The sequence below is a fragment of the Mesorhizobium sp. B4-1-3 genome, from assembly GCF_006439355.1.
In the GTDB taxonomy this organism is placed as follows: Bacteria; Pseudomonadota; Alphaproteobacteria; order Rhizobiales; family Rhizobiaceae; genus Mesorhizobium.
This window is the reverse complement of the sequence record NZ_VFTG01000004.1, coordinates 276434-302857: the sequence shown is the minus strand read 5'-3', so window position 1 is coordinate 302857 and position 26424 is coordinate 276434. Positions and strand designations below refer to the sequence as shown.

Genomic DNA, 26424 nt, shown 5'->3' with positions numbered 1-26424 from the left:
GCAATCCGGCGCGCCGGCCGGCCAGCCGGCATCTAATGCAAATCGGTGATGTGCCCTGAAACAGGGGGATTGTGGGGCTGGAACATCCTGCCCCGCTCGGCGATCAGGATCATCAGCAAAGCCGCGACCGAGACGCTGCAGAAGCCGGCGGCCAGAGGCGTGACCGTGCCGTTATAGGCCTGGCCGATCGCCGCTCCTATCAGGGCGCCGAGAAAAGTCTGCATGAAACCAAGGATGGATGCGGCCGTCCCGGCGAGTTCGCCGAGCGGCTCCATGGCCAGGGCGTTGAAATTCGCGCCAAGTCCGCCGAACGGCAGCATCGCGCCGGCAAAAAAGGTGACGAAGAGCCAGAGCGGCATCTGCATCTCCAGCGAGACCAGCAGCCAGGCAAGGCTGATGCAGAGGAAGATAAGCAGCGCGCCTTGCGACAGGCGGCGCATGCCGATCTGTCCGACCAGCCGCGAATTGAGATAGTTGGAGAAGGCAAGCACGCCGGCGACGCCGGCAAAGATCAGCGGGAACAATTCGCCGACGTGAAAGATGTCGATGTAGATCTGCTGCGCCGAACTGATGAAGCCGAACATGGCGGCGAAGATGAACGTGCTGGCAAAGGCGTAGCAGAGCGTGAGCCGGTTGGTGAGCACGATGCGGAAGCCCCCGACTACGGACGCTACCGTGAGCTGCCGGCGATATTCGGGATGCAGCGTCTCCGGCAGGCGCAGCAAAGCCCAGGTCGAAACGATGAGCGCGCCGATGGCCATGGTCACGAAAATCCAGTGCCAACTCGCGAACAGCATGACGAACTGGCCGATACCGGGCGCGATGACCGGGATGGCCATGAAAACCATGAAGATCAGCGACATAACCTCAGCCATACGCCGGCCTTCGAACGTATCGCGCACGATCGAGACGGCGATGACGCGGGTCGCAGCCGCGCCGATGCCCTGGATGAGACGCCAGGTCAGCAATAGGGTGAAACTGGGAGCTATGGCGGCGGCAGCCGCGGCCACGACATAGACGACTAGGCCGAAGACCAGCGGCGCGCGGCGTCCGAAGCGATCCGAAATGGGCCCGAACAAAAGCTGTCCGCCGCCGAAGCCGAGCATATAGGCGGTGATGACATACTGGCGGTGGTTCTCGCTCTCGACGCCGAGCGAGGCGCCGATCTGCTGCAGCGCCGGCAGCATGATGTCGATAGCCAAGGAGTTGAGCGCCATCAGCGCTGCGCAGAGCGCGATGAATTCCCAGCGCGGAATGGGCAAATTGGTTGCCGATCGCTGCGCCACAGCCTGCTTGTCCACCGCAAAATCCGATCGTTTCAAACGAACATGCGCCGGACTGCCGGCGCGTGAGTCCGTGTCGTTCCCGAGCTTAGGGAACCACAATGCCGAGGTGGGGGCTGCCCCGGAAATTAGCGCTACCGGCCGACTGGCCGGTTCGGCTCAGTCAGGCGGCGCCTTTGACGCTGACGCCCTTTTCGACGAGGAAATCCTGCAGCTCGCCGGCCTGGAACATCTCGCGCACGATATCGCAACCGCCGACGAACTCACCCTTCACATAGAGCTGCGGGATGGTCGGCCAGTTGGAATAGTCCTTGATGCCTTGGCGCAGTTCGGCCGAGTCGAGCACGTTGACGCCTTTGTAGTCGGCCCCGATGTAATCGAGGATCTGCACCACCTGGCCGGAGAACCCGCATTGCGGGAAGCCGGGCGTGCCCTTCATGAAGAGCACGACGTCGTTGCTCTTCACTTCATTGTCGATGTAGTCGCTGATGCCGGTCATGGACAATCCTTTCACGCCTGTGTGGGAGTCAGGCTCGAAGCATGTCCTTCAAATAAACCCATAGGGTGGCTGAAACAAGACGTTAGCCACGACGCTACTTGAATGGCGCAAGGGATAACGCGATTTTGGGCCAAGCCCGAGGGGCGGCAGTGCTGCTCAGTCTGGGACGCTGGTCTGCAGCGCCAGCGCGTGCAGCACGCCGCCCATATTGCCCTTCAGCGCGTCATAGACCATCTGGTGCTGCTGGACACGGCTTTTACCCCGGAAACTCTCGGCCACCACTTCGGCCGCATAGTGGTCGCCGTCGCCGGCGAGATCACGGATCGTCACCTTGGCGTCCGGAATGCTTTCCTTGATCAGTTTTTCGATGTCGTGGGCATCCATTGCCATGGCAAAAATCCTGTTTCAAGCGGGCAGGCCGGGTATGTGACTCGGAGTGAGCCTAAAGCCTTTCCAGCCCGGATTGAAGCCGTTCCGTCGGGTGATGCTGCCTAGGAATTGTCCTGGCTCGGATGAACCACGCCATCTTCGGTGATGTCAGCGCGCGTTGAATAGGCGCGGCCGAGGCTGAAGACCAGCACGTAGAGCGGGATGTTGACCAACAGGCTGACGATGGGAAGATAGCTCGTCATCTGCCATGCGGTTGAGAAGAAGGCCTGACCGTAGCCGTCGCAGGTCAAGGACGAGCCATAGTCCCAAACCGCCCCGGTCAATGCGGCGACAGCAAAGAGCTTGACGCAGGTCGCGATGTGCCTTGCCCGCGCCGGCTCCGGAGAAAGCCGGTTCCACAGCACGAGGCAGACGACCGGAACCGCGTAGATCAGGGTCTGCACGATGAGCATCGGCAGCGTGCCGTTGGCCGCCGCCAGGAACTCAGCGCGGGTTTCCAGCCGCGGACAGAGCTCGCTCGAGGTCGTCGACAGCAGGAACAGAACGAACGGTCCGAGAAACCAGAAGAAGAACAGGGACGGCCAGAAGACGACTGCAACAAGCGCCCTGGCGGTTAAATCATGTCGCATAAAAAAGGATTTATGCGGCATGATTTAAGTCTCTTCTCGTAAGCATGTCTTTTCCCGAAACCGCCGCACACTTTCGGGAGACATGCTTCTGGTCAACTGGCCTGATCCATGAAGCGCGGGAACCAGCCTTCATGGGCAGCCTTCAGCTCGGTGACCGGGATCGGCCGTGCGTCACCCAGCTTCAATTCACGACCGCCGGTGGTGCCGATCCAGGGCGCGAAGATGCCGAGCTTGCCCTGTTCCTCGCGGATCCTGTCCCATTCGCCGCTCTGCGGATCGATCGACAGCGTCAGCAGGTAGCGGCCCTGGTCCTCGCCGAACCAGACCGGGATCGGATCGGTGCCGGTGAGGCCAGGGATGGTGGCGCCAATGCCGGAGGCCATCGCCATTTCGGCCAGCGCTATCGCCAGGCCACCGTCCGAAACGTCATGTGCGGCGGTGACGACGCCGGACGCGATCAGCGAGCGCACATGGTCGCCGACGCGCTTTTCGTGCGCGAGATCGACCGGCGGCGGCGGACCGTCGGCGCGGCCGTGGATGTCGCGCAGGTAGACGGACTGGCCGAGATGGCTGCCCCATGTCGGCGGCGCGCCGACCAGCACGATCATCTGGCCCTCGGCGGCAAAGCCGATGCGCGCCATCTTCGACCAGTCGGCAATCAGCCCGACGCCGCCGATGGTCGGCGTCGGCAGGATGCCGCGGCCGTTGGTTTCGTTGTAGAGCGAGACATTGCCGGAGACGATCGGGAAGCCCAGCGCGCGGCAGGCATCGCCGATGCCTTTGATGGCGCCGACGAACTGGCCCATGATCTCGGGCCTCTCCGGATTGCCGAAATTGAGGTTGTCGGTGGCGGCGAGCGGCAGGGCGCCGGTTGCGGTCAGGTTGCGCCAGCATTCGGCGACCGCCTGCTTGCCGCCCTCGTAAGGGTTGGCCTCGCAGTAGCGCGGCGTGACATCCGAGGAGAAAGCCAGCGCCTTGGTCGGATGGCCTTCGACGCGCACGACGCCGGCATCGCCGCCGGGAAGCTGCAGCGAATTGCCTTGGATCAGCGTGTCGTACTGCTCCCACACCCAGCGGCGCGAGGAGAGGTCCGGCCCGCCGAGCATCTTCAGCAGCGCGTCGGCGACATCGGCCTTCGGCGCATCGTTTGCGGCAAGCGGCGCCGGCTTCCTGGTCTCGACCCAGGGGCGGTCATATTCGGGCGCCTGATCGCCGAGCTCCTTGATCGGCAAATTGGCGACCTCGTCACCCTGATGCAGGACGCGAAAACGTAGGTCATCCGTGGTCTTGCCGACGATGGCGAAGTCGAGCCCCCATTTGCGGAAGATCGCTTCGGCTTCCTCTTCCTTCTCGGGGCGCAGCACCATCAGCATGCGCTCCTGGCTTTCCGACAGCATCATCTCATAGGCGCTCATGCGCTCCTCGCGCACCGGCACCTTGTCGAGATCGAGCTCGATGCCGAGATCGCCCTTGGCGCCCATCTCGACGGCCGAGCAGGTGAGGCCGGCCGCACCCATGTCCTGGATGGCGATGACGGCGCCCGAGGCCATCAGCTCGAGGCAGGCTTCCAGCAGGCATTTTTCGGTGAAGGGATCGCCGACCTGCACGGTCGGGCGCTTCTCCTCGATCTTGTCGTCGAATTCGGCCGACGCCATGGTGGCGCCGCCGACGCCATCGCGCCCGGTCTTGGCGCCGAGATAGACGACCGGCAGGCCTACGCCCTTCGCCTGCGACAGGAAGATGGCGTTGGTCTTGGCGAGGCCCGCCGCGAAGGCGTTGACCAGGATGTTGCCGTTGTAGCGGGCATCGAAATTGACCTCGCCGCCGACGGTCGGCACGCCAAAGGAGTTACCGTAGCCACCGACGCCGGAAACCACGCCCGCGACGAGGTGCCTGGTCTTGGGATGGTCAGGTGCGCCGAAGCGCAGCGCGTTCATCGCCGCAACCGGCCGCGCGCCCATGGTGAAGACGTCGCGCAGGATGCCGCCGACGCCGGTCGCGGCGCCCTGATAGGGTTCGATGTAGGAGGGGTGGTTATGGCTCTCCATCTTGAAGACGACGCAGTCGCCATCGCCGATGTCGACCACGCCGGCATTCTCGCCTGGACCCTGGATGACCTGCGGACCGCTGGTCGGCAGTGTGCGCAGCCATTTCTTGGAGGACTTGTAGGAGCAGTGCTCGTTCCACATCGCCGAGAAGATGCCGAGCTCGGTGAAGCTTGGCTCGCGGCCGACCAGATCGAGGATGCGCTGGTATTCGTCGGGCTTCAGCCCATGCGCGGCGACGAGCTCGGGGGTGATCGGCACGGAATTGGAAATGGTCATGAGCGGCGAATTTTGTCCGTGGAAGAGGGGAGTTTCGAGTCCTCCTCTTATCGCAAGCTTTCGCGCGATACAGCCCACCGGATGAGGAAAAACGCCGGAAAACTGCCTCTGCCGGCGATGCCGACGACCTTGGGTTCGCCGGCTTGATCAGGAGAAACTGTCGTAGCCAGCGCGGCCTTCGTCGAGCAGGCGCCGGATGACGGCGACGCCTCCGGCGACATCCTTGCTTTGCCGCGGCTGCGAGACGCCAAAGCGCACGCCGTGAAAGACCTGCTCGGAGCGGCCAGCCTTGAACTCGTCCTCGTCGTCGATGAGCACGCCTTGCGCAAGGCAGGCGTTCTTGAAGGTGCCGGACAGCCACGGATCCGGCAAGGTCAGCCAGACGAAGGGGACGTTGTCCCTTGCCTTGACCTCGAACCCCGCCAGCACGTCGCGCACGATGGCGAGGCGCGCCTGGATTTCGGCAATGCAGCGCTTGCGGATCTCGCCCGCCTGGCCCGATATCACCAGCCGCGTGCCGACTTCGGCCAGCAGGAAGGGCAGGCCGCCGGTCATCATCTTGTGCGCGACACGGATGCGGTGGCGGTAGGCCGGCGGGCAGGAAAGCCAGCCGCCGCGCACGCCTGCCGCGACCGACTTCGACAGGCCGCCGGCGACGATCGTGCGCTCGGGCGCATATTCGGCTAGCAGCGGCGTCGGATCGTCGGTGAGCTCGCCGTAAAGATCGTCCTCGATCAGCGCGACATTGTACTCGCGCGCGATCCGCGCGATCTCCTGCCGCCGGTCCGCCGACAACGTCACCAGCGTCGGGTTCTTCGCGGTCGGCATCAGGAACATCAGCTTCGGGTGTTTCTGCGCGCAGACGCGCTCGAAATCATCCGGGTCGATGCCATCCCTGTCAGTCGAAACAAGCGCCGTGCGGCGGCCGATCAGCCCGGCGCTGCGCGCGATCTGCGAATAGGTGAGATGCTCGAAGACCACGTAGTCGCCGGGCATGGTCAGCGCCGCGATCGCGGCCATGACCGCGGCATGGGTGCCGAGCGTCGGCACGATCGAATCGGGCGAGGGGCGGAAGGCATTGCGTGCCAGCCAGCGGCTTCCGGCTTCATACCAGCGTTCGGGAAAATCCCGCGTGTAGCTCGAAATGTCGTGCGGATGCTCCTGCGCCGTGCGCGCCAGCAGGTCGGCAATCACCGCGCCCTGGCCGACATCGGGCGCGGCGGTGCTGTCGAAGCGCAGCTTGCCGGTCGGCGCGTCGATGGGGCGTGTGCCCTGGATGGCAGGTTCCAAATCCGACTTCGGGTCGGCGGCGCGCTGACCGAGCACATAGGTGCCGCGACCCACCTCGCCACTCACCAGACCGCGCTCGCGCAGCAGCTGATAGGCCCTGCCGATGGTGCCGACGGTCGTGCCGATGTCGTAGGCGAGGTCGCGCTGCGGCGGCAGTTTTGCACCGGCGTGGATAACGCCCTTGTCGATATCTGACTCAATGCTGTCAGCAAGGCGCTGATACAGCGGACCGGAGCCAGAGGAGAGGTCAGGGAGCCAATTTGTCATGGTGACAATTTTCTATATTGCACCGCGCGATGAGTCAATTCATATCGGACTTGCGATTGGAAAGGTACAATCGAGACAAGGTAGAACGAAAATGGATACAATCGAGACAATTCGCCACGCCGGTCCGGCATTTGGCGCGCAGGCCGATCCACGGAGCCGTCGCGGCTTCGTCGGTCGCCTGGTATTCGTGCTCCGTTCTGCCGCCAAACAAATCGATCGCATGCTTGAGCGCCGGCGCGGCCGCCTCGCGCTCCTGGAGATGACGGACGAGCAGCTCAAGGATATCGGCATCTCGCGCTGCGATGCCCATCGCGAAGGCATCAGGGCATTCTGGGAGTGATGCCTATCAACGGCTCGGTTGGAGGCGGGTTGCCGGCTTTCCCCGCAACCGGCCGATGCCGTGATCGATCAGCACGGCAAGCACGCTCAACCCGATGAACAATGCCGTGACGCCCAGCGCCGAAACGGCGACGCTGGCCGCGCCGTTCTTGGCGACGTCGAGGAACGGGTAAGGCACCTCGCCGGCGAAGGGCGCACGTATCAGGGCGTAAGCAAGATAGGCGAGCGGATAGATCATCCACCAGGAGATGTCGCGCCAGCGCGTGCTGCCGTCCGCGCCAGCGATGAGCCACCACGTGACGAAGACGAATGGCGTGACGTAATGGAGCAGGATGTCGCAAAGCAGGAACAGGCCCTGCGGTTGCCAAAGCTGTGCCAAAACGGTCGCATAGACGATGAAGACCAGCGTGATGGCGACCGCGACGCCAGCCCGCAGGCTTTGTCCGGCAAAGGCCGGAAACCAGGCATAGGCGGCTGGCGAGACCAGCGCGGCATGAACCATCACCGCCGCGATGTTGGTGAGGATGGTGAAGAAGCTGAAATAGAAGACGATCGAGCCGAGAAGGCTGCGACCCGCCGCCATCGACGCCGGAATGGTGATGGCGAATTGCAGGACAAGCGCAGCGAGCCCGACAACCAGTCCCGCTATCTGCAGGAACCGGCTCATCGCAACCTCAAGCAGCAGCCGCGCAGGACGGATTGCCGGCCTGCCAGCGGGCGATGTCGGAACCGATGCGCGCGCCGAGCGGCTCGTTCATCAGCGGCCCGAACACGTCGACGCGGCTGGAATTGCCCTGCGCCTGCACGACCAGCAGCGGCTTGCCGCCATAGTGTTTGGCAGGTACCAACAGGAAGCGTGGGGTGCCGCTGTAGGAATTGAGCTCATTGGCCATCTGGTAGGCCTTGAAGGCTGGATCCTTGCTGGCGATCCAGCATTTATGCGCGGCGATGGCGACCTGTTCCATGGCAAGCAGCGACGCGCTTTTGCCCGACGGAACCGGCGCTGTCTTGGGGCTCGACTGGCAGGAAGCCAAGGCGAGCCCGGCGGCGGCCGAGAGAGCAAGGCGAGCAACCGTCAGTCTCATGGTCAGTCCGCCCCCCAGTTTCCGATAGGATGTTAAAGGATCAAGCCGCGACGCCGAGCGCGCTCTCGAACAGCGCCCGGCCATCATTGCCGCCATGCGCCGCTTCGATCAGGTTTTCCGGATGCGGCATCAGGCCGAGCACATTGCCCTTGTCGTTGACGATTCCGGCGATGTCGTTGATCGAGCCGTTGGGGTTGGTGCCGTCTGCATAGCGGAACACCACCTGGCCTTCGCCTTCGAGCCGCGCCAGCGTCTCGGCATCGGCGAAGTAATTGCCGTCGTGATGCGCCACCGGCGAGCGGATGATCTGCCCCGGCTTGTAGTGCCTGGTGAACATGGTGTTGGCGTTGGCGATCTCAAGATTCACCTGGCGGCAGACGAATTTCAGAGAGGCATTGCGCATCAGGGCGCCAGGCAGCAGTCCCGCCTCGACCAGGATCTGAAAACCATTGCAGACGCCGATAACAGGCACGCCCTTGGCGGCCTTTTCGGCGACCACCCGCATTACCGGCATGCGCGCCGCGATCGCGCCGCAGCGCAGATAGTCGCCGAAGGAGAAGCCGCCGGGGATGGCGATCAGGTCGACGTCGGGGATTTCGGTGTCGGTCTGCCAGACGGTCGCCGGCGCCTGGCCGGAAATCTTGGTCAGCGCCGCGATCATGTCGCGATCGCGGTTGAGCCCAGGCAGGAGGACGACGGCTGATTTCATTGTCAGGCGATCTCCACCGCGTAATTTTCAATCACCGTGTTCGCCAGAAGCTTGTCGCACATGGCTTTCAGGTCGGCTTCGACCTTGGCCTTGTCGGTTCCAGTAAGCTCGATGTCGAACACCTTGCCCTGGCGCACCTGGCCGACGCCGTCGAAACCCAGCCCGGACAGCGCGTGCTCAATCGCCTTGCCCTGCGGGTCGAGGACGCCGTTCTTGAGGGTGACGGTGATACGGGCTTTCATCGATACTCCTGGCCAGACGGTCGTTTGGAAAAAGGCCTGCCATTGTCCGGCAGGCCTCGCAATCAGTGCTTCAGGCCCTTGGGCGGTTCGGAGGAGGCGACCAGCACCGGGCCCATCGGCCGCGGCGGCTCGTTCTCGTTGATGATGCCAAGACGGCGGGCGACCTCCTGATAGGCCTCGACCAGGCCGCCCATGTCGCGACGGAAACGGTCCTTGTCAAGCTTGTCCTGGGTGGCGACGTCCCACAGCCGGCAGGAATCCGGCGAGATCTCGTCGGCGACGACGATGCGCATCATGTCGCCCTCGAACAGGCGGCCGCATTCGATCTTGAAGTCGACCAACTGGATGCCGACGCCGAGGAACAGGCCGGAGAGGAAGTCGTTGACGCGTATGGCCAGCGCCATGATGTCGTCGATTTCCTGTGGGCTCGCCCAGCCGAAGGCGGTGATGTGCTCTTCCGACACCATCGGATCGTCGAGTGCGTCGGCCTTGTAATAGAATTCGATGATCGAGCGCGGCAGCACCGTGCCTTCCTCGATGCCGAGGCGCTTCGAAAGCGAGCCGGCGGCGACATTGCGCACGATGACCTCGAGCGGAATGATCTCGACTTCCTTGATCAACTGCTCGCGCATGTTGAGCCGGCGGATGAAATGGGTCGGGATGCCCATGCGGTTCAAGTGATTGAAGATGTGCTCGGAAATGCGGTTGTTGAGCACGCCCTTGCCATCGACCACTTCGTGCTTCTTCTTGTTGAAGGCGGTGGCATCGTCCTTGAAAAACTGTATCAGCGTCCCCGGCTCAGGTCCCTCATAGAGGATCTTGGCCTTGCCTTCATAAATGCGGCGGCGATTTTTCATTTGATTTTTTCTCTGGATCTGCGGGCAGGCGGCAAGTGACCGGTTCCTGCCCGTCTGCCTAAGTTAGTATGGCGAAGGCGGCGTTCAATGCCGGTGTTATCGCAATCGCCTTGTTTGCTCAATCCGCAAATCCCGCGAATCAACCGCTTTCGGGACCGAAATGCCGCAGCGCAGCATGCGACGAAGCATATTGACCGGCTCGCGGCCTTTTGGTTTGTGCTTGCCCATCACACATATTCATCGCCAAGCGAATCGGATTGATCGGAGGGACGTAATGAGCAGCATGAAAGACCGCGAAGAGGGTTTTGAGCGCAAATTCGCCTTCGACGAGGAACTTCGCTTCAAGGCCTCGGCGCGCCGCAACAAGGCGCTTGGCCTGTGGGCCGCCGAGAAACTCGGCAAATCCGGCGCCGATGCCGAAGCCTATGCCAAGGAAGTGGTGGTGTCCGATATCGAGGAAGCAGGCGACCACGACGTCTTCCGCAAGATCCGCAAGGATTTCGACGCTGCCGGCGTCGCCCAGTCCGACCATCAGATCCGCCGGACCATGGACGAGTTGATGGCGCAGGCGATCGAGCAGATCAAGAATACCTGAGGCTGATGGCCATGATGTCGTTCGAAAGCCGCTCCTCGATTTCCGGCGTCATGCGGTAGTTGGACCAATCGCCGCCCGGCCAAACCGGGCGGTTTTTCTTTGCCTTGGCGTCGTTTCCGGCCGAAACTGCGGATTGTTAACGAGGAAAGTTCCGATGTCGCTCAAATCCCGCCTGGCCGCCGACGAAACGCTGTTCACCGCCTGGTCGGGCGTGCCGGACGCGCTGACGGTCGAGATCATCGCCAAGCAGGGTTTTGACGCCGTCACCCTCGACATGCAGCACGGCGGCCATCACGAGGACAGCGTGCTGCGCGGCCTTGTGCCGGTGTTGGCAGCCAATAAGCCGGCGCTGGTGCGCATTCCGGTCGGGCGCTTCGACATGGCGAGCCGCGCGCTCGATTTCGGCGCCGAGGCGGTGATCGCTCCGATGGTGAATTCCGTGGCCGAGGCAAGGCAGTTCGCCGCCGCGATGAAATATCCGCCGCTGGGCGAGCGCTCCTGGGGTCCGACCTATGCCTTCCCTCGTCACGGCAAGGGTGACCATGCCGAATGGCTGCGCGATACGAACGAGCGCACCATGGCTTTCGCGATGGTCGAGACGCGGGCGGCCCTCGATGCGCTCGACGGTATCCTGGATACGCCCGGCATCGACGGCATCTTCGTCGGCCCCTCGGATTTCTCGATCGCCTGGTCGAACGGCGCCACCGTCAGTTCGACGCTGGAAAGCATGATGGAGACGGTCGCGTCGATCGCCGAGCGGACGCGCAAGGCCGGCAAGCATGCTGCGATCTATGTCATCGAACCGGCGATCGCTGGGCGTGTGGCGTCGATGGGCTTCCGGCTGCTCGCCATGGGCTCGGACCACACGCTGATCTCGCTCGGCGCGAAGACGCTGCTGAAGAGCATGCGAGATTCGATCGGTTCTTAGCGCCAGCCCTACGGCTCCTTCAACTCCGTCAGGAATTTGGCGAAAGTCATCGAACCCTCGGGCCAGGGGCCGAAGCCGGCATCGTGGTTGAGATGACCTGCCTCGCCGGCATCGATGAAAAGCGATCCCCAGGCGGCGGCGATGTCCTCGGCGACCTCGAAGGCGCAGAACGGATCGTTGCGGCTGGCGATCACGATTGACGGAAAGGGCAGGGGATCGCGCGAATAAGGGCCGAAGGTCATCAGATGTCTTGGCCTGATTTCCGGATTGGAGACGTCGGGCGGCGCCACGAAAAAGGCGCCCGCGACCGGCTTCTTGAATTGCGGGATGGCCTGCACCGCCGCCGCGACGCCAAGCGAGTGCGCGACCAGAACCACTGGTCGCTCGGCCTCGTTGACGGCGTTCGCCACGCTTGCCGTCCAGTCCTCGCGGACGGGCTTCGTCCATTCCGCCTGCTCGACTCGGCGCGCCGTCGACAGTTTCGACTGCCAGCGGGTCTGCCAGTGCTCGGGGCCGGAATTGGTGTAGCCCGGCACGATCAGGATATCTGCGTCTTTGACTTTCATGGCGCCGATGTAGCGAGCGGCCTTCCCGCCTGCAACCCTGTCGCCAATATCACGTGATCACAATCGTGAACAACTTGTTCGATTCTTGCTCTCTTGTGTGAACGATCGCAATCGACGATCTGAGGAGGGAACAAGGAACAGAGCCGGCGGCCCACAAAACCCCTTTCTGGAGTAGGTGTCGCCCGAACGGAGAGTTTGATGAGCGAACTGCCTTTTGCCGCGACCACACCGGTCAGCGTGTCGCGTGTCGGGTTGAAGGCGCGCGACGCCGAGAGTCTTGCCGCCTATTACCGCGCGGTCGTCGGCCTGCAGGAGTTGAGCCGCGCCGACGGCGCGATCACGCTTGGCGCCGCCAACCGGCCATTGATGGTCTTGGAGCCGGATTCCGCGGCCAAGCCGGACGATCCGCGCAGCGCCGGGCTTTTCCACACGGCTTTCCTGTTGCCGTCGCGCGCCGATCTCGGCCGTTGGATCAATCACGCCGCCGCCAACCGCCTCGCCATCGAGGGCGCTTCCGACCATCTGGTCAGCGAGGCGCTCTATCTCACCGATCCGGAAGGCAACGGCATTGAGATCTATGCCGACCGCAGCCCGCAGGACTGGAAATGGAACGGCGGCCGCATCGCCATGGCAACCGAACGGCTGAACCTGCCGGCGGTGGTAGGAAGCGTGCCGGCAGGCGATGCCGGCTGGCAGGGCGCGCCGGAAAACACCGTTGTCGGCCACGTTCACCTGCGCGTCGGCCGGCCGGAAGATGCCGAAGCCTGGTGGCATGACCAGTTCGGCTTCGACACCGTCGCCAAATATGGCAGCCAGGCGGTGTTCCTGTCGTCCGGCCACTACCACCACCATATCGGCGCCAATGCGTGGCAGAGCGCCGGCGCCGGCCGCCGCGATCCGTCCCGCTCAGGCCTCGCCTGGGTCGAGATGCGCTCGGATAATGTGAAGGATGAGACGAGCAGAGAGGACCCGTGGGGCACGGTGATTAGGACCGTGCCAAGGGAAGGCTTGAGCGGGCGTCGGTGACAGCCTATTTCTCCCGTATAGAGACGGGGAGAAGGAAAGATCAATCTTCCCCAAACACCCGCTTGAAGATCGTGTCGACATGCTTGGTATGATAGCCGAGGTCGAATTTCTCGCGGATCTCGGCTTCGGAGAGGGCCGCCGTCACGTCCTTGTCGGCCAGCAGTTCCTCGAGGAAATCAGCGCCGTGCTCCCAAACTTTCATAGCGTTGCGCTGCACCAGCCGATAGGCGTCCTCGCGTGACAGGCCGGCCTGCGTCAGCGCCAGAAGCACACGCTGCGAATGCACCAGGCCGCGGAACTTGTTGAGGTTCTTCTCCATGTTCTCGGGATAGACGAGCAGCTTGTCGACGACCCCGGTGAGGCGCGCCAGCGCAAAATCCAGCGTCACCGTCGCGTCCGGCCCGATCATGCGCTCGACCGAGGAATGCGAAATGTCGCGCTCGTGCCAGAGCGCCACGTCTTCCATGGCCGGCAGCGCCATCGACCGCACCATCCGGGCAAGGCCAGTGAGGTTTTCGGTCAGCACCGGGTTGCGCTTGTGCGGCATCGCCGACGAACCCTTCTGGCCCGGCGAGAAATACTCTTCGGCTTCGAGAACCTCAGTGCGCTGCAGATGGCGGATCTCGACGGCGAGGCGTTCGACAGAGGAGGCGATGACGCCGAGCGTCGCAAAGAACATGGCATGGCGGTCGCGCGGGATCACCTGGGTCGATACGGGCTCCGGCTTCAGCCCGAGCTTTGCCGCCACATGCTCTTCGACATAAGGCTCGATGTTGGCGAAGGTGCCGACAGCGCCGGAGATCGCACATGTTGCGATATCCTCCCGCGCGTGCACCAGCCGCTCGCGGCCGCGCGAGAACTCGGCATAGGCCTGCGCCAGCTTGACGCCGAAGGTGGTCGGCTCGGCATGGATACCATGGCTGCGGCCGATGGTGACGGTGTCCTTGTGCTCGAAGGCGCGGCGCTTCAGCGCCGCAAGCAAGGCATCGATGTCGGCAAGCAGGATGTCACTGGCGCGGGTCAGCTGCACGGCAAGGCAGGTGTCGAGCACGTCCGACGAGGTCATGCCCTGGTGGATGAAGCGGGCGTCCGGTCCGACGAATTCGGCGAGATGGGTCAGGAAAGCGATGACGTCATGCTTGGTGACGCGTTCGATCTCGTCGATCTTGCCGACGTCGAATTTGGCGGCGCCGCCTTTTTCCCAAATGGTCCTTGCCGCTTCCTTCGGAATGACGCCGAGCTCGGCCAGCGCATCGCAGGCATGGGCCTCGATCTCGAACCAGATGCGGAAGCGGGTTTCGGGCGACCAGATGGCGACCATTTCCGGCCGGGAATAGCGAGGGATCATCCGTTTTCTAAGTCCTGCCTGGGAGAAGCGTCGGCCGCGTCCTAACAGAGGCGGGCCTAATGCTCAACGCCGCTGCCGCGCAAACCAGATACTGACCGAGAAGCGCTGCAAAACTGAAAGCGTCACCGGCTCGACCTCTGTCTCATCGGCGTCATGCTTATCACGCCATGGTGAACGAGACGTGCCGTGCGATGCATCCAATCCGGCGTTCATTTGTTATTGTCGGCCGTCTCGCATCCGAAAGGGCACATCGGCATCCAGCGGAGGACCAGCATGAGCACCGACATCAGCAAGATAAGCGGACATATGGAAGTGATCGGCGCCGACGGCGTCCATATCGGCACCGTCGACAAAGTCGAAGGCGACCGGATCAAGCTGACCAAGGCCGACAGCGGCATGGGCTCGCACAAGGACCATCACCATTACATTTCACTCGCCCTGGTCGCGGAAATCGATGGGCAAAAGGTATGGCTCTCCGCGAATTCCGATGTCGCGGTCACCTTCGAGGAAGAAAAATCCGATCCGACCTGATCGGTACCGAGCCAATCAGCGCGACGACCAGACGGGAAACAAATCGCCGTCGGCCGGGGTCGCGGCGTGGACGCCGCGGCTGATCGCGCGCGCCATGGTGGCGCCGGCCGCCGCGAAGAGGTCGATCGCGGCATCGGCGCCGAGCTCGATGCCGCTCCCGCCTGTGGCCAGCGCAAACACCAGATCGCCGTCGGCCGGCGTATGCGTCGGCCAGATGGCGCGGGCGAAGCCGTCATGCGCCGAAATCGCCAGCCGCTTGGCGGCGGCCTTGCTCAGCACGGCGTCTGTGGCGATGACGGCGATGGTGGTGCTGCCGCCTTCGGCCTCGCCACCGACGCGCCGGTCGCGGTATTTCAGCAGGATCTTCCTGGCGTCTTGTGGCAGCGGCTCGGGATAGCCCAGGCCGCCGAACTCGTTGCCGATCTCGAAGGGCGCCGCCCAGAAATGGCGGCTGCCGCCAACCGTCACCGAGCCGGTCGGATTGACCGCGGCAAGCGCGCCGATGGTGACGCCGCTGTCAAGCACGGTCGAGGCCGAACCCAGCCCGCCTTTCAGCCCGGAGGTCAGGGCGCCGGTGCCGGCGCCCGTCGTGCCGATGGCGAAATCCATCGTTGCGGCCTGCGCGGCCTGATAGCCGAGCTCACGATAAGGCGGGTAGCGGCCCCAATCCTTGTCGCCGCCGTTGCGCAGGTCGAACAGGATCGCGGCCGGCACGATCGGCACGCGGAAGCCGCCGACCTCGACGCCGATGTTCCTCTCGCGCAATGCCGCCTGCACGCCCGAGGCGGCGTCGAGGCCGAAGGCGGAGCCGCCGGACAGGACGACGGCATGGATCGTCGCGATAGAGTTCTGCGGCTCGAGCAGGTCGGTTTCGCGCGTGCCCGGCGCGCCGCCCAGAACCTGGATGCCGGCAACCGCTGGCTCGTCGCACAGCACCACCGTGACGCCGGATTTGAGCCCGGCGTCGGTGGCATTGCCGACGCGAAGGCCGACAACGTCGGTGATAAGATTACGCGGTCCGGTGCGGAACATCACTTGTCCTCCAGCGGCACGAAATGCATGCGGTCGAAGCGGAAGAGGCGGAACGGGTTCTGGCTGAGATCGCCCTTGGCGTCGAAGCGGATGGTGCCGATCGCGGTCGCGAAATCATGGCCGGTCAGCGCTTCGCCGAGCGGCTTGCCGGAGCTTTCCGCGCCGGCAAGCGCGGCCTTGGCGACCTCGACTGCGGCATAGGCCGGCAGCGTGTAGCCGTCCGGCACGATGTTCTTCGCCCCGAAAGCCTGCACCACTTTGGGATCGGCGACCTCCGCCCATTCCGGCGTGGCGATCATCAGCGTGCCTACCGCATAGGGGACATCGCCCGGCGGCGTGCGCAGGTTCTCGCCGCCGGCAAAGGTGATGCCGGCATCGAGCTGGGCGGCGTCGCGACCCATGATCGCGATGTCGTCGCCGTCGCCGCCGGCGAACACCTTGGTCGCGCCGGCCTTCTTCAGCCGCCCGACCAGTCCGATCTGGTTGTCGAGCTGCGGCCGGAACGTGTCGACGAAGACCGGTTTCAAGGCAGCCTGCTCGGCCGCGGCGCGAAAGGTCTCGGCCATTTCGCGGCCATAGATGGTGCCGTCGTCGACGATGGCGAACAGGTCGTCGCGCCAGAGCTGGGTGAGCTTGGCGGCAACCGCATTGCGCTCGTCGTCACCGCGCGGGCCGAGCCGGTAGACCGGCCAGCCGGTCTTGGCGCGCCGGTCGGTCAGGCTTTCGGTGCGCACGCCGACCGTGATCACCGGGATGTTGGCATCCTTCAGGATCGGCAGCGCCGCCTCGATCGCCTCGGTGCAGAGAAAGCCCACCACGACATTGACCTTGGCGTCGACGAATTCCTTTGCCGCCGCCGCGCCGCCGTCGGCGGTGCAGGCGTCGTCGAGTGTTTTCACCGTGATGCCGTTTGCCTCCGCCGCGAGGTCAGCGCCGGTCTCGACCTGCTTGCCGAGGATCGCCGACGGACCGGAAAGCGGCGCCGCGACGCCGACCAGCGTCTCGGCCTCGGCGCCCGCGGCCAGCGACAGCCAGAGCAGCAAGGCTGATGTCGTCGTGAGAAGACGCATTCGGGCTAAGTGATCCTCCATGCCGGGGATACAGTCCCGACACTATTCCAGGAAATGCCTAAAGGCTGGCTAAGCGGCGCGCAACGCGAATTTGCGGATTGCAGTCAAGCACTTCGCCCATGCTATGCAACTTGTGGCGTGCAATATGCCGCCATATATAACGAACTGGTTCCGACAGGTGGATTATCGGGTGCTCAAGATCAATGATATCGGACCGCAGCACTATCGCGATGCGATGGCGCATTTTGCCGGCCATGTGCATGTGGTGACGACGGACGGGCCCGGCGGCAAGCGGGGCGCGACGGTGATCGCCGCCTGTTCGGTTTCGGACACCCCGCCGACGGTGCTGGTCTGTCTCAACCGCGAGAACGTCAAGAACGAAGCCTTCATCAAGAACGGCAGGTTCGCGTTGAACACGCTCGCCTCGGACCAGGAAGCCGTATCGGTCGGCTTTTCCGGCATCACCGGCCTGCCGGCGGACGAGCGCTTTGCGCTGGCCGAATGGGATGTGATCTCGACCGGCGCGCCGACCCTGAAAGGCGCCCTTGCCGTGTTCGACTGCGAGATCATCGATGCCAAGGATTTGGCCACCCACCGTGTGCTTTTTGGCAAGGTGACAGGCCTGCGCATCGGCGATAATTTGCGGCCGCTGATCTACCACAACCGCGGCTATCACGTTCTTTGAAACGTGCAAGCGGGATCCACGGAGACGAGATGACCGCGCCGCGCCCCGCGCCGAAAACGATCGACGAAACACTCGATCTTTTGACCGGCGCGGACTATGTCGCGGACCGTTCGCTGGCGACCGTGCTGTTTTTATCGCTGCGCATGAAGCGGCCCTTGTTCCTCGAAGGCGAGGCGGGCGTCGGCAAGACCGAGATCGCCAAGGTGCTGGCCGACGCGCTCGGCCGCCGGCTGATCCGCCTGCAATGCTATGAGGGTCTCGATGTCTCCTCGGCCGTCTATGAGTGGAACTACGCCGCCCAGATGATCGAGATCCGCATGGAGGAGGCGGCCGGCAAGGTCGTGCGCTCCGACATGGAGCGCAACGTATTCTCCGAAAAATACCTGATCCGCCGCCCGGTGCTCGATGCGCTGACCGGCAAGGCGGGCGCTGCGCCGGTGTTCCTGATCGACGAGCTCGACCGCACCGATGAGGCTTTCGAGGCCTTCCTGCTCGAAATCCTGTCCGACTTCCAGGTTACCGTTCCCGAGCTTGGCACGATCAAGGCGGAAGAGCCGCCGATCGTCATCATCACCACCAACCGCACACGCGAGATTCACGACGCGCTGAAGCGGCGCTGCCTTTACCACTGGGTCGACTACCCGAACGCCGAGCGCGAGCTGGAGATCGTTCGGCGCAAGGTGCCGCAGGCGAACCGCCGGCTCTCGGCGCAGGTCGTGTCCTTCGTCCAGAAGCTGCGCCAGGTCGAGCTGTTCAAGGCGCCCGGCGTCGCCGAAACGATCGATTGGGCCGGCGCATTGACCGAGCTCGACAAGGTGGCGCTCGACCCAGAGACCGTGTCGGACACGATCGGCGTTCTTTTGAAGTACCAGGACGACATCGCCCGTATCGGCGAAGGCGAGGGCCGGCGCATCCTCAATGAGGTGAAGGCCGAGCTTTCGGCGGCGGAGTAGGTGCGATGCCGTCGCCGCCCCCGGAACCCAAAGAGGCGCTCGCCGATGGGCGTATCGCCGACAACATCGTCTATTTTGCCCGCGCCCTTCGCAAGGCCGGCATGCGCGTCGGTCCGGCCTCGGTGAAGGACGCCATCGAGGCGGTGCTTGCCGCCGGCATCGGCTCGCGCGACGATTTCTACTGGACGCTGCATGCGGTGCTCGTCTCGCGGCACGAGGATCATCCGGTCTTCGACGAGGCTTTCCGCCTGTTCTGGAAATCGCGCGAGCTGATCGAGAAGCTGCTGGCGATGTTCTCGCCGGTTGCGCCGGACAACGCTGAAAAACAGAAGCCGCGGGCGGCCGAGAACCGCGTCAGCCAAGCGATGTTCGAGGGCCATCGGAAAAACCAGCCGGCGCGAGAAGCGCCTGAGATCGAGGTCGATGCGCGGATGACTTTTTCCGGCAACGAGGTGCTGCGCGGCAAGGACTTCGCCCAGATGGATGCCGGCGAAATGGCCGAGGCCAAAAAGGCGATCATGGCCCTGCGGCTGCCGTTCGACCTTGTCCGCACGCGGCGCTTCAAGGCCGACGCGCAGGGGCGCCGCATCGATCCGCGCGCCATGATGCGCTCGGCCGCGCGCACCGGCGGCGCGCTTATCCTGCCGAAATTCCGCTCGCAGCGTGAAGTGCACCCGCCGCTGGTGGTGCTGGCCGACATTTCCGGCTCGATGAGCCAGTACACGCGCATCTTCCTGCATTTCCTGCATGCGCTGACGGAAAAGCGGGGCCGTGTGCATGCCTTCGTCTTCGGCACGCGGCTGACCAATTTGACGCGGCAGATGCGCCATCGCGATCCGGACGAGGCACTGGCCGAATGCTCGGCGGCGGTGAAGGATTGGTCGGGCGGCACCCGCATCGGCGATACGCTTGCCGAGTTCAACCGGCTGTGGTCGCGCCGGGTGCTGGGGCAGGGCGCCGTGGTGCTTTTGATCACCGACGGGTTGGAGCGCGACGACGTCACCAGTCTTTCGCACGAGATGGAGCGGCTGCATAAATCCTGCCGGCGGCTGATCTGGCTCAATCCGCTGCTGCGCTTCGACCGGTTCGAGGCGCGCGCCCGCGGCGTCATGGCGATGCTGCCCTATGTCGACGAGTTCCGGGCGGTGCATAATCTCGACGCGCTGGCCGATCTTTGCGCCTCGCTCGACCAGCAGCCGGCCGCCGGGGTCGATCCGCGCCGCTGGCTGCAAACTGGCGGGAGGCGTGCCGCATAGCCATATGTTCTGCAGCCATATTTTCTGGGGATGTCTCTCCCGGAGAGAACTAAAGTTTTCCCTTGAAAACCAGACTTTGTGAGAAGCGACGATGGATGAGAGCATTTATCTTGATGAGGCCCGCGATCCCCTGATCATCGCGGAAGGCTGGATGAAGGACGGCAGGGATGTCGCCATCGCGACCGTGGTCGAGACCTGGGGTTCGGCGCCGCGTCCGGTCGGCAGTCATCTTGTCATCGACGCCGAGGGGAATTTCCATGGTTCGGTCTCGGGCGGCTGCGTGGAGGGCGCCGTGGTGACCGAGGCGATGGACGTCATCGGCTCGGGCAAGCCAAAGATGCTTGAGTTTGGCGTCGCCGACGAAACCGCCTGGCAGGTGGGCCTTTCCTGCGGCGGCCGCATCAAGGTCTATGTCGAAAGGCTGGGCTAGAGCATGATTCCAAAAAGCGGGAACCGGTTTTGGGGCAAGATCATGCTCGAACAAGAGACTTCCTGATGGATCCGTATGTCCTGAAGACACTCAACGAAGAACGCCGCGCCCGTCGAGCGGCCGTGCTTGTCACCGATCTCGGCGACGGCCGCGACCGCATCGTGCGTGAGGGCGACCGGGTTGCGGGCGATCTCGGGGCGGCGATCGCCAATGCGTTCCGCACCGGCATTTCGCGGTCGGTGGAGGCGGAAGGACGGACCTTCTTTCTCAATGCGCATCTGCCGCGCCCGCGCCTCGTGGTGGTCGGCGCGGTGCATATCAGCCAGGCGCTGGGGCCGATGGCCAGGATCGCCGGCTATCCCGTCGAGATCATCGATCCGCGCACGGCGTTCGCCACGCCGGAGCGCTTTCCGAACGTCGCGCTGCATGCCGAATGGCCGGAGGATGTGCTGAAGCGCGCGCCGCTCGACAGCTATACCGCGCTTGCCGCCGTCACCCATGATCCGAAGATCGACGATTTTGCGCTGAAGGCGGCGCTCGACGCGCGGTGCTTCTATATCGGGGCGCTCGGCAGCCGCAAGACCCACGCCAAGCGTGTCGAACGCCTGCTGGCGCTCGGCGCCGGCGCCGACCAGATCGCCCGCATCCACGCGCCGATCGGCCTCGACATCGGCGCGGCCAGTCCGGCGGAGATCGCCGTCGCGGTGCTTGCGCAGACCATTCATGCCTTCCGCTCGCGCGGTCTCGAAGCAAAAGGCGCCGTGGCGTGAAATTTGGGCCGGTTCCGATCGATGCGGCGGAAGGTGCGGTGCTGGCGCATGCGACCACCGCCGGCGAAAAACGCTTCCGCAAGGCACACCGGCTGAGCCGCGAGGATATCGCGGCGCTCAAGGCGGCGGGCATCGGCGAAGTCGTCGCGGCGGTTCTTGCCGAGGATGATCTCGGCGAGGATGCCGCTGCCGCGAAGATCGCCGCCGCCATGAGCCACCGCAACATCGAGGTCAAGCCGGCCGCAACCGGGCGGGTGAACCTTCATGCAGGCGCTGCCGGCGTCTTTACCGTCGATGCCGGGATGATCGACGCCATCAACGCGGTCGATCCGGCCATCACCATCGCGACACTGGCGCAGCATGCGCCGGTCGAGAAGGGGCAGATGGTGGCGACGGTGAAGATCATCCCCTTTGCCGTTGCCGCGAGCCTGGTGGACAGGGTGGTGAGGATTTGCGCCGGCCGCGAGATCTTTGCCGTCAACGCCTATCGGCCCATCACTGTCGGCGTCATCCAGACGGTGCTTCCGGGCGTCAAGCCGAGCGTGCTGGACAAGACGCTGCGCGTCACCGAGGCGCGGCTGGCGCGCTCAGGCGGCCGGCTGACGGCCGAGCGGCGCACGCCGCATGAGATTGCGCCGGTCGCCGCGGCGGCAACCCAGCTGGCGCGCGACAATGACATGGTGGTGATCTTTGGGGCCTCGGCGATGAGCGATTTCGCCGACGTCGTGCCGGCCGCGATCGAACGCGCAGGGGGTACCGTCGTCCGTGCCGGCATGCCGGTCGATCCCGGCAACCTGCTGGTGCTCGGAACGCTGGACGGCAAGCGCATCGTCGGCGCGCCCGGATGCGCTCGCAGCCCGAAGGAGAACGGCTTCGACTGGGTGCTCGATCGCCTGATTGCCGGGCTAGAGGTGACGGCGGGCGACATTGCCGGCATGGGCGTCGGCGGACTTCTGATGGAAATCCCGACAAGGCCGCAGCCGCGCGAGCCCGCGCCGCAGCCGGCAAGGGCGGCGCTGAAGGTCGATATCGTGCTTCTGGCCGCCGGCCGCTCGAGCCGGATGGGCGGGCCGAACAAGCTTTTGGCCCTGTTCGACGGCGAGCCGTTGGTGCGCCGCACCGCCCGGCGGGCTCTGGGCTCGAAGGCCGCCAGCACCATCGTCGTCACCGGCCACCAGCGCGAGCGCGTGCGCTCCGCGCTTTCCGGCCTCGGCGTGAGCCTCGCCGACAATCCGGACTTCGCCGATGGTCTGGCATCGTCGCTGAAGGCGGGCATCGCGAGGGTCGGGCCCGATGCGGCAGGCGCCATGATCGTGCTCGGCGACATGCCCGGCGTTTCATCGAAAGACCTCGACAGCCTGATCGATGCGTTCCGCGGCTCCGGCGGCCGCTCCGTGGTGCGCGCCTCGCATCAGGGCAAGCGCGGCAATCCGGTGCTTTTGCCACGATCGCTTTTCGCGGCCGTCGCGCAGCTCGAGGGCGACACCGGCGCGCGCCATCTGGTCGAGGCCGAGGGTCTCGACGTCATCGATGTCGAGATCGGGCAGGGCGCCTCGATCGATGTCGACACGCGCGAGGCGCTGGAAGGGGCGGGCGGCGTTCTGCAGGATTGACAAAGCAGAGCCGAATTTCGCATGGCTCTCGGCATGTCTTTCCGCTTCCTCTTCGCCCTGCTCGTCGCAACCGGTTTTGCCGTCCAGGCTGCCCATAGCCAGCCGCTTTCGCTAAAGCCGTTCAAGGACGACCTGTTCGCTTATCCGGCGACGCTGTCCACCGGCGACAATGGCGCCTACACCGTGCTCGACTATCACGAGCTGCGCGACATCAACCAGCGCGACGAGGTGCCGGAAAAGCGCGTTCGCGCGCAATACACCGATCCCGGCGTGCGCAAGGTCCAGCAGGACCTGATGCTGAAGACCGACGCCGGCGATATAAGGCATGTCGCGGTCGGCAGGACGCAAGGCGCTTCCATCATCGTGCTCTACCTGCACGGGCAAGGCGGCAGCCGAAAGCAGGGCGTTGACGACTTCACCTTCGGCGGAAATTTCAACCGCATCAAGAACCTGATGGCCGCTAACAATGGGCTCTATCTTTCGCCGGATTTCCCGGATTTCGGCGACAAGGGCGCGGCGCAGGTCGCGGCATTGATCGATCACTATGCCCAACAATCGCCGGGCGCGAAGATCTTCGTCGCCTGCGGCTCGATGGGCGGCATGATCTGCTGGAAGCTCGCTGCGCGCAAGGACACCGGCGGCCGCATCAATGGGCTGCTGCTGCTCGGTTCGCTCTGGGACGACAGCTTCCTCACCAGCCCCGCCTTCAAGCGCCGCGTGCCGGTGTTTTTCGGGCAGGGCAGCCATGACGTGGTGTTCCCGGTGGAGAAGCAGGAAGCCTTCTTCCGCTCGATCCTGGCCAAGAAGTCTTACCCGACCCGCTTCGTCCGCTTCGAGACAGGCACCCATGGTACGCCGATCCGCATGGTCGACTGGCGCGGCACGCTGAACTGGATGCTGACGAAGGCGCCCTGATCGACGCCCTGCGTTTAAGGTGCGGTGTTGTAGTCGATGACCGTCTGCGGATTGATCTCGCCGTCATAGGAAGCATCGACGTCATACTGGACGAGCGAGAAATCGCCGTTGCGGAAAAGATAGGTTCCCGATGACGACGCATCTCCCGCACCACGCCATTTGTTCGATGTGGTGATGGTCTTGGTGTTGTCGTCATAGTCCGAGTTGGTCGCCCAGCCGCTGGTCTTGAACCCGATGATGTGGATCGATTCGACCTTGCCTTCGCTGTTGTTGTTCTCGTAGCGGATGTCGAGATCCGGCTCGGTGAACTGCAACTGTGAGACGCCGTTGACGTCATCGGCGATGTAGTAAACCGCCGTCTCGTTATAGGCGGCCATCGAACAGAAGAAGCGGAACAGCCGCGTCTCGCGTTCGGGATCGTTGGGCTGGGCGTCCTTGTCCTTGTAGCGGATAGAGTGAGCCTCGGGCTCGCCGACTGGCTTGCCATCAGGATCCTTCTTGTCGCACTGGTTGCCGTAGGTGGCGAGGAAGGCTTTCTTGGCCTGCTCTAGGGCCTCGTCCGTCTTCGGCGGGGGTGGGCCGTCGCCGCAGCTTGCCGGCACGGCGCTGTCGAAATCCTCGGTCGACGGCTTCAGCGCGCCCTTGTCGATGAAGATCGGCTGGAAGGGCGGCTCCTGGATCTGCGCGTTGACCTGGCGGACCGTGTAGCAGCCGGCGAAAACCTTGGCCTCGCCCTTGTTGTCGGTTGCCTGGATGGCGACCGGGACACTGTAATAGATGCTGCCGGCTGCCCCTTCGTTCGACACGGCGCCAGTCTTGACCTCAACACTGTCGGTGCCGTCGTAACCCTTGACGAAGGCGTTGAAGTCTTTTGCCGGCTTCGTTTCGCCAAAATAACTCCAGGCGCGGGCGAATTCGTGGCGGTTGATGGCGCTGTAGAGCGAGCGGATGACGGCGTCGGCGCTTGATCGGTCATCGATGTAGGGCACGTCCGCCGCGGGCGCGGACTGCGTGAAGCCGGCCAGTGAGAAAAACACGGTCGCTGCGAAAACGGCTCTTTTCATCGAATCCTCCGCTCGGTAACGAAAATACTACCATGGCGATTGCGGCGGCGCGGTGACGCCATGGGCAGGACCGCTTGAAGAATCGTGATGGGAAGCGCTAGTTCACGGCCCGCGGCGCTGGGGCCGCGTGGGAGATTGCCCGTGACCATTTCCATGTATGACATCTCGGTCGGCGTGTTTTCCGCGAGGCTGAAGGCGCTGGCCAGCGTGCTGACGGCGGCGGAGCAGAATGCCGGCGAGCGCAAGATCGATCCGCAGGTGTTCCTTACCGCGCGGCTGGCGCCAGACATGTTCGCGCTGACCAGGCAGGTCCAGATCGCCACCGACCATGCCAAGGGTGCGCCGTCGCGGCTCGCCGGCCGCGAGGTGCCGAAATACGAGGACAATGAAGCGAGCTTTGCCGAGCTGCAGGCCCGTGTCTCCAAGACGCTCGATCATCTGGCGACGTTTACGGCGGCTGACCTGGAGGGATCGGAAGACAAGACGATCGAATTAAAGCTCGGCGGCCGCGAAACCACGCTGCCCGGCCTGCACTACCTGCTGCATATAGCGACGCCGAATTTCTATTTCCACGTCACGACCGCGTACGACATCCTGCGCCACAATGGCGTGCCGCTCGGCAAGCAGACATTTTTGGGAAATCGCTGACTTTTGGAGGCTTTGAGGTTTCCCGATAGCCCGGGAAACCTCTTTGGCTCAGTGTTGTTCAGCGGGTCGACATTTCGCGCGCTATGCGGGGAAAATCCGCCGGCTTGACGCCGATATCGGCGCGATCGTCATTGCTCATCGCGTTCAGAAGCGCGAGCGCCGCGCGGTAACGCTGCTGTTCCTGCGGCCTCGGCCGAGCGAACATTTCAGTGAAGAACCCCATGACTCAGTTGCCCCTGTTGGTTCCTCCCGACACCACGATATAGGTGATTTGTTAAAGTTGTGCAGTGCAGCAATTGCATGGCTGCCATGCCGCACGAAATTTTCCGCCACAATCGATTTTTCGTGAAACTTTCCGGCGGGCTCGATCGTAGTGACCCGTGTCGGCCCATGGCCGGCTTTTTCCTCGCCACTCCTGGCGCCCCTGCCGGGCTGCACGAAATGCAGTCCAGCCTTTTCCACTGGTCGTCTTTCCCGGGCGCAAAAGCCGGCAATTGTTAACATCGCCGGCATTCATTTTTAACGAGAGCCTCCTATGTTCGGCGGCATAAACGCATGCCGGCACCACAGGGAGGCTGAGATCGGCACCGGGAACAAGCTCGATTTCGCTTCGTTGCTCGACGACCTGATCGTCGCCTCGAAAAAAGGCGAGGAGGAGGGTGCCTGGCCGTCTATTCCCTTTGATTATCTGTCCGTAGCCGATGAGCTGCATTCCGGCCGCATCAAGGTCGCCGGCGAGAGCGTCGCCGCCGAATACCGCGAGTCCGGCGCCGACCTCGCGGTTGAGTTCGCGGCACTTCTCGATCAGGCGAAACTGACCCTTGCCGGCGAGGAACAGCGGCCGGAGGAGAAGCTGCCGCCGATCGATCCTGAAGCGATCGCCGGCGAGCTCGGCCTCGACCGTCCGGCCAAGAATGCCGATTTCGGCCGCATCCGCCGCAATTTCGCTTTCGCCAACCACCCGGACCGGGTGGCGCCGCATCTGCGCCAGCGCGCCATGATCCGCATGCAGGTGGCCAACATGCTGATCGACGAGGCCAAGCGGCGGGCTTTGGCCGGGGCGCACCGTTAGCCAAGCAA

Annotated in this window: 31 protein-coding genes; 14 read left to right on the top strand and 17 right to left on the bottom strand. The window is 64.0% G+C overall.

Going from position 1 to position 26424, the window contains the following annotated elements:
* Positions 1-32: 32 nt before the first annotated feature.
* From FJW06_RS08300 to FJW06_RS08275, 6 genes are all read right to left on the bottom strand, one after another.
* Complete coding sequence (locus FJW06_RS08300) at positions 33-1301, bottom strand: multidrug effflux MFS transporter (protein ID WP_140750470.1); 1269 nt, start codon at positions 1299-1301, stop codon at positions 33-35.
* A gap of 145 nt (positions 1302-1446) precedes the next feature.
* The gene (gene grxD, locus FJW06_RS08295) at positions 1447-1782 is read right to left on the bottom strand and encodes a Grx4 family monothiol glutaredoxin (protein ID WP_040981263.1); all 336 of its coding nucleotides are present in this window, start codon (positions 1780-1782) and stop codon (positions 1447-1449) included.
* A gap of 156 nt (positions 1783-1938) precedes the next feature.
* Entirely contained in the window at positions 1939-2172 is a 234-nt protein-coding gene (locus FJW06_RS08290) for a BolA family transcriptional regulator (RefSeq protein ID WP_040981261.1), read from the bottom strand.
* 101 nt (positions 2173-2273) lie between these two features.
* Positions 2274-2801, bottom strand: coding sequence for a hypothetical protein (locus tag FJW06_RS08285; protein ID WP_140750468.1), 528 nt, complete (start codon positions 2799-2801; stop codon positions 2274-2276).
* A 92-nt stretch (positions 2802-2893) separates the two neighbouring features.
* On the bottom strand, positions 2894-5125 hold the full coding sequence (gene purL / locus FJW06_RS08280) for a phosphoribosylformylglycinamidine synthase subunit PurL (RefSeq protein ID WP_140750467.1): 2232 nt from the start codon (positions 5123-5125) through the stop codon (positions 2894-2896).
* Between the two features lie 147 nt (positions 5126-5272).
* Positions 5273-6682, bottom strand: a complete 1410-nt coding sequence (locus FJW06_RS08275) for a PLP-dependent aminotransferase family protein (protein WP_140750465.1) — start codon at positions 6680-6682, stop codon at positions 5273-5275.
* Positions 6683-6773: 91 nt separating this feature from the next.
* Between FJW06_RS08275 and FJW06_RS08270 the strand changes: the two genes are divergently transcribed.
* Positions 6774-7022, top strand: coding sequence for a DUF1127 domain-containing protein (locus tag FJW06_RS08270; protein WP_140750656.1), 249 nt, complete (start codon positions 6774-6776; stop codon positions 7020-7022).
* Between the two features lie 6 nt (positions 7023-7028).
* On the opposite strand, the gene FJW06_RS08265 is transcribed toward FJW06_RS08270, so the two are convergent.
* The 5 genes from FJW06_RS08265 to purC form a co-directional block, all read right to left on the bottom strand.
* Positions 7029-7688 (bottom strand): Pr6Pr family membrane protein, encoded by a 660-nt coding sequence (locus FJW06_RS08265; RefSeq protein WP_140750463.1) that lies wholly within the window; start codon positions 7686-7688, stop codon positions 7029-7031.
* A 7-nt stretch (positions 7689-7695) separates the two neighbouring features.
* The gene (locus FJW06_RS08260) at positions 7696-8106 is read right to left on the bottom strand and encodes a hypothetical protein (RefSeq protein ID WP_140750461.1); all 411 of its coding nucleotides are present in this window, start codon (positions 8104-8106) and stop codon (positions 7696-7698) included.
* A 40-nt stretch (positions 8107-8146) separates the two neighbouring features.
* Positions 8147-8815, bottom strand: a complete 669-nt coding sequence (gene purQ, locus FJW06_RS08255; protein ID WP_140750459.1) for a phosphoribosylformylglycinamidine synthase subunit PurQ — start codon at positions 8813-8815, stop codon at positions 8147-8149.
* A gap of 2 nt (positions 8816-8817) precedes the next feature.
* Positions 8818-9057: a phosphoribosylformylglycinamidine synthase subunit PurS gene (purS, locus tag FJW06_RS08250; RefSeq protein ID WP_140750457.1), complete on the bottom strand. Its 240-nt coding sequence runs from the start codon at positions 9055-9057 to the stop codon at positions 8818-8820.
* 62 nt (positions 9058-9119) lie between these two features.
* Complete coding sequence (purC, locus tag FJW06_RS08245) at positions 9120-9914, bottom strand: phosphoribosylaminoimidazolesuccinocarboxamide synthase (protein WP_140750455.1); 795 nt, start codon at positions 9912-9914, stop codon at positions 9120-9122.
* A 274-nt stretch (positions 9915-10188) separates the two neighbouring features.
* Here purC and FJW06_RS08240 point away from each other — a divergent pair, with 274 nt between their 5' ends.
* Positions 10189-10509, top strand: coding sequence for a DUF1476 domain-containing protein (locus tag FJW06_RS08240; protein WP_140750453.1), 321 nt, complete (start codon positions 10189-10191; stop codon positions 10507-10509).
* 154 nt (positions 10510-10663) lie between these two features.
* On the top strand, positions 10664-11437 hold the full coding sequence (locus FJW06_RS08235; RefSeq protein ID WP_140750451.1) for an HpcH/HpaI aldolase/citrate lyase family protein: 774 nt from the start codon (positions 10664-10666) through the stop codon (positions 11435-11437).
* 8 nt (positions 11438-11445) lie between these two features.
* Here the strand turns inward: FJW06_RS08235 and FJW06_RS08230 are convergent, their stop codons facing one another.
* Complete coding sequence (locus FJW06_RS08230; protein ID WP_071072016.1) at positions 11446-12003, bottom strand: alpha/beta hydrolase; 558 nt, start codon at positions 12001-12003, stop codon at positions 11446-11448.
* Positions 12004-12201: 198 nt separating this feature from the next.
* On the opposite strand from FJW06_RS08230, the gene FJW06_RS08225 reads away from it, so the two are divergent.
* Positions 12202-13029, top strand: a complete 828-nt coding sequence (locus tag FJW06_RS08225; protein ID WP_140750449.1) for a VOC family protein — start codon at positions 12202-12204, stop codon at positions 13027-13029.
* A 40-nt stretch (positions 13030-13069) separates the two neighbouring features.
* Here the strand turns inward: FJW06_RS08225 and purB are convergent, their stop codons facing one another.
* Entirely contained in the window at positions 13070-14377 is a 1308-nt protein-coding gene (gene purB, locus FJW06_RS08220; RefSeq protein ID WP_140750447.1) for an adenylosuccinate lyase, read from the bottom strand.
* A gap of 273 nt (positions 14378-14650) precedes the next feature.
* Here purB and FJW06_RS08215 point away from each other — a divergent pair, with 273 nt between their 5' ends.
* Positions 14651-14908 carry a DUF2171 domain-containing protein gene (locus tag FJW06_RS08215; RefSeq protein ID WP_140750445.1) on the top strand — a complete coding sequence of 86 codons (258 nt, stop codon included), beginning with the start codon at positions 14651-14653 and terminating at the stop codon, positions 14906-14908.
* A gap of 15 nt (positions 14909-14923) precedes the next feature.
* Here FJW06_RS08215 and FJW06_RS08210 read toward each other — a convergent pair whose 3' ends face one another.
* Together FJW06_RS08210 and FJW06_RS08205 are read right to left on the bottom strand one after the other, a co-directional pair.
* Positions 14924-15940, bottom strand: a complete 1017-nt coding sequence (locus FJW06_RS08210) for a P1 family peptidase (protein WP_140750443.1) — start codon at positions 15938-15940, stop codon at positions 14924-14926.
* On the bottom strand, positions 15940-17010 hold the full coding sequence (locus tag FJW06_RS08205; RefSeq protein WP_140750441.1) for a branched-chain amino acid ABC transporter substrate-binding protein: 1071 nt from the start codon (positions 17008-17010) through the stop codon (positions 15940-15942). The genes FJW06_RS08210 and FJW06_RS08205 overlap by 1 nt, the downstream gene beginning before the upstream one ends.
* A gap of 190 nt (positions 17011-17200) precedes the next feature.
* On the opposite strand from FJW06_RS08205, the gene FJW06_RS08200 reads away from it, so the two are divergent.
* The 7 genes from FJW06_RS08200 (at position 17201) to FJW06_RS08170 (ending at position 23632) form a co-directional block, all read left to right on the top strand.
* Positions 17201-17695, top strand: coding sequence for a flavin reductase (locus tag FJW06_RS08200; RefSeq protein ID WP_140750439.1), 495 nt, complete (start codon positions 17201-17203; stop codon positions 17693-17695).
* 29 nt (positions 17696-17724) lie between these two features.
* On the top strand, positions 17725-18648 hold the full coding sequence (locus tag FJW06_RS08195; protein WP_140750437.1) for a MoxR family ATPase: 924 nt from the start codon (positions 17725-17727) through the stop codon (positions 18646-18648).
* 5 nt (positions 18649-18653) lie between these two features.
* Positions 18654-19904 carry a VWA domain-containing protein gene (locus FJW06_RS08190; RefSeq protein WP_140750435.1) on the top strand — a complete coding sequence of 417 codons (1251 nt, stop codon included), beginning with the start codon at positions 18654-18656 and terminating at the stop codon, positions 19902-19904.
* 91 nt (positions 19905-19995) lie between these two features.
* Entirely contained in the window at positions 19996-20334 is a 339-nt protein-coding gene (locus FJW06_RS08185) for an XdhC family protein (protein WP_140750433.1), read from the top strand.
* A 65-nt stretch (positions 20335-20399) separates the two neighbouring features.
* Positions 20400-21104, top strand: coding sequence for an XdhC family protein (locus FJW06_RS08180; protein ID WP_140750431.1), 705 nt, complete (start codon positions 20400-20402; stop codon positions 21102-21104).
* Positions 21101-22717 carry a molybdopterin-binding/glycosyltransferase family 2 protein gene (locus tag FJW06_RS08175; RefSeq protein WP_140750429.1) on the top strand — a complete coding sequence of 539 codons (1617 nt, stop codon included), beginning with the start codon at positions 21101-21103 and terminating at the stop codon, positions 22715-22717. Before FJW06_RS08180 ends, FJW06_RS08175 begins: the two co-directional genes overlap by 4 nt.
* 33 nt (positions 22718-22750) lie before the next feature.
* Positions 22751-23632, top strand: a complete 882-nt coding sequence (locus FJW06_RS08170) for an alpha/beta fold hydrolase (RefSeq protein ID WP_140750654.1) — start codon at positions 22751-22753, stop codon at positions 23630-23632.
* Positions 23633-23646: 14 nt separating this feature from the next.
* Here FJW06_RS08170 and FJW06_RS08165 read toward each other — a convergent pair whose 3' ends face one another.
* On the bottom strand, positions 23647-24696 hold the full coding sequence (locus FJW06_RS08165) for a DUF1176 domain-containing protein (protein ID WP_140750427.1): 1050 nt from the start codon (positions 24694-24696) through the stop codon (positions 23647-23649).
* Between the two features lie 141 nt (positions 24697-24837).
* On the opposite strand from FJW06_RS08165, the gene FJW06_RS08160 reads away from it, so the two are divergent.
* Complete coding sequence (locus FJW06_RS08160) at positions 24838-25344, top strand: DUF1993 family protein (protein ID WP_140750425.1); 507 nt, start codon at positions 24838-24840, stop codon at positions 25342-25344.
* Positions 25345-25402: 58 nt separating this feature from the next.
* On the opposite strand, the gene FJW06_RS08155 is transcribed toward FJW06_RS08160, so the two are convergent.
* Entirely contained in the window at positions 25403-25567 is a 165-nt protein-coding gene (locus tag FJW06_RS08155; RefSeq protein ID WP_140750423.1) for a DUF1127 domain-containing protein, read from the bottom strand.
* A 390-nt stretch (positions 25568-25957) separates the two neighbouring features.
* Between FJW06_RS08155 and FJW06_RS08150 the strand changes: the two genes are divergently transcribed.
* Positions 25958-26416: a hypothetical protein gene (locus FJW06_RS08150; protein WP_140750652.1), complete on the top strand. Its 459-nt coding sequence runs from the start codon at positions 25958-25960 to the stop codon at positions 26414-26416.
* Positions 26417-26424 lie beyond the last annotated feature (8 nt).

What these genes read in the sequence shown, in the direction of transcription:
- grxD (WP_040981263.1), bottom strand. Translation starts at nt 1,782, where the DNA reads ATGACCGGCATCAGCGACTACATCGACAATGAAGTGAAGAGCAACGAC.
- FJW06_RS08290 (WP_040981261.1), bottom strand. Translation starts at nt 2,172, where the DNA reads ATGGCAATGGATGCCCACGACATCGAAAAACTGATCAAGGAAAGCATT.
- FJW06_RS08285 (WP_140750468.1), bottom strand. Translation starts at nt 2,801, where the DNA reads ATGCGACATGATTTAACCGCCAGGGCGCTTGTTGCAGTCGTCTTCTGG.
- purL (WP_140750467.1), bottom strand. Translation starts at nt 5,125, where the DNA reads ATGACCATTTCCAATTCCGTGCCGATCACCCCCGAGCTCGTCGCCGCG.
- FJW06_RS08275 (WP_140750465.1), bottom strand. Translation starts at nt 6,682, where the DNA reads ATGACAAATTGGCTCCCTGACCTCTCCTCTGGCTCCGGTCCGCTGTAT.
- FJW06_RS08270 (WP_140750656.1), top strand. Translation starts at nt 6,774, where the DNA reads ATGGATACAATCGAGACAATTCGCCACGCCGGTCCGGCATTTGGCGCG.
- FJW06_RS08265 (WP_140750463.1), bottom strand. Translation starts at nt 7,688, where the DNA reads ATGAGCCGGTTCCTGCAGATAGCGGGACTGGTTGTCGGGCTCGCTGCG.
- FJW06_RS08260 (WP_140750461.1), bottom strand. Translation starts at nt 8,106, where the DNA reads ATGAGACTGACGGTTGCTCGCCTTGCTCTCTCGGCCGCCGCCGGGCTC.
- purQ (WP_140750459.1), bottom strand. Translation starts at nt 8,815, where the DNA reads ATGAAATCAGCCGTCGTCCTCCTGCCTGGGCTCAACCGCGATCGCGAC.
- purS (WP_140750457.1), bottom strand. Translation starts at nt 9,057, where the DNA reads ATGAAAGCCCGTATCACCGTCACCCTCAAGAACGGCGTCCTCGACCCG.
- purC (WP_140750455.1), bottom strand. Translation starts at nt 9,914, where the DNA reads ATGAAAAATCGCCGCCGCATTTATGAAGGCAAGGCCAAGATCCTCTAT.
- FJW06_RS08240 (WP_140750453.1), top strand. Translation starts at nt 10,189, where the DNA reads ATGAGCAGCATGAAAGACCGCGAAGAGGGTTTTGAGCGCAAATTCGCC.
- FJW06_RS08235 (WP_140750451.1), top strand. Translation starts at nt 10,664, where the DNA reads ATGTCGCTCAAATCCCGCCTGGCCGCCGACGAAACGCTGTTCACCGCC.
- FJW06_RS08230 (WP_071072016.1), bottom strand. Translation starts at nt 12,003, where the DNA reads ATGAAAGTCAAAGACGCAGATATCCTGATCGTGCCGGGCTACACCAAT.
- FJW06_RS08225 (WP_140750449.1), top strand. Translation starts at nt 12,202, where the DNA reads ATGAGCGAACTGCCTTTTGCCGCGACCACACCGGTCAGCGTGTCGCGT.
- purB (WP_140750447.1), bottom strand. Translation starts at nt 14,377, where the DNA reads ATGATCCCTCGCTATTCCCGGCCGGAAATGGTCGCCATCTGGTCGCCC.
- FJW06_RS08215 (WP_140750445.1), top strand. Translation starts at nt 14,651, where the DNA reads ATGAGCACCGACATCAGCAAGATAAGCGGACATATGGAAGTGATCGGC.
- FJW06_RS08210 (WP_140750443.1), bottom strand. Translation starts at nt 15,940, where the DNA reads ATGTTCCGCACCGGACCGCGTAATCTTATCACCGACGTTGTCGGCCTT.
- FJW06_RS08205 (WP_140750441.1), bottom strand. Translation starts at nt 17,010, where the DNA reads ATGCGTCTTCTCACGACGACATCAGCCTTGCTGCTCTGGCTGTCGCTG.
- FJW06_RS08195 (WP_140750437.1), top strand. Translation starts at nt 17,725, where the DNA reads ATGACCGCGCCGCGCCCCGCGCCGAAAACGATCGACGAAACACTCGAT.
- FJW06_RS08190 (WP_140750435.1), top strand. Translation starts at nt 18,654, where the DNA reads ATGCCGTCGCCGCCCCCGGAACCCAAAGAGGCGCTCGCCGATGGGCGT.
- FJW06_RS08185 (WP_140750433.1), top strand. Translation starts at nt 19,996, where the DNA reads ATGGATGAGAGCATTTATCTTGATGAGGCCCGCGATCCCCTGATCATC.
- FJW06_RS08180 (WP_140750431.1), top strand. Translation starts at nt 20,400, where the DNA reads ATGGATCCGTATGTCCTGAAGACACTCAACGAAGAACGCCGCGCCCGT.
- FJW06_RS08170 (WP_140750654.1), top strand. Translation starts at nt 22,751, where the DNA reads ATGTCTTTCCGCTTCCTCTTCGCCCTGCTCGTCGCAACCGGTTTTGCC.
- FJW06_RS08165 (WP_140750427.1), bottom strand. Translation starts at nt 24,696, where the DNA reads ATGAAAAGAGCCGTTTTCGCAGCGACCGTGTTTTTCTCACTGGCCGGC.
- FJW06_RS08155 (WP_140750423.1), bottom strand. Translation starts at nt 25,567, where the DNA reads ATGGGGTTCTTCACTGAAATGTTCGCTCGGCCGAGGCCGCAGGAACAG.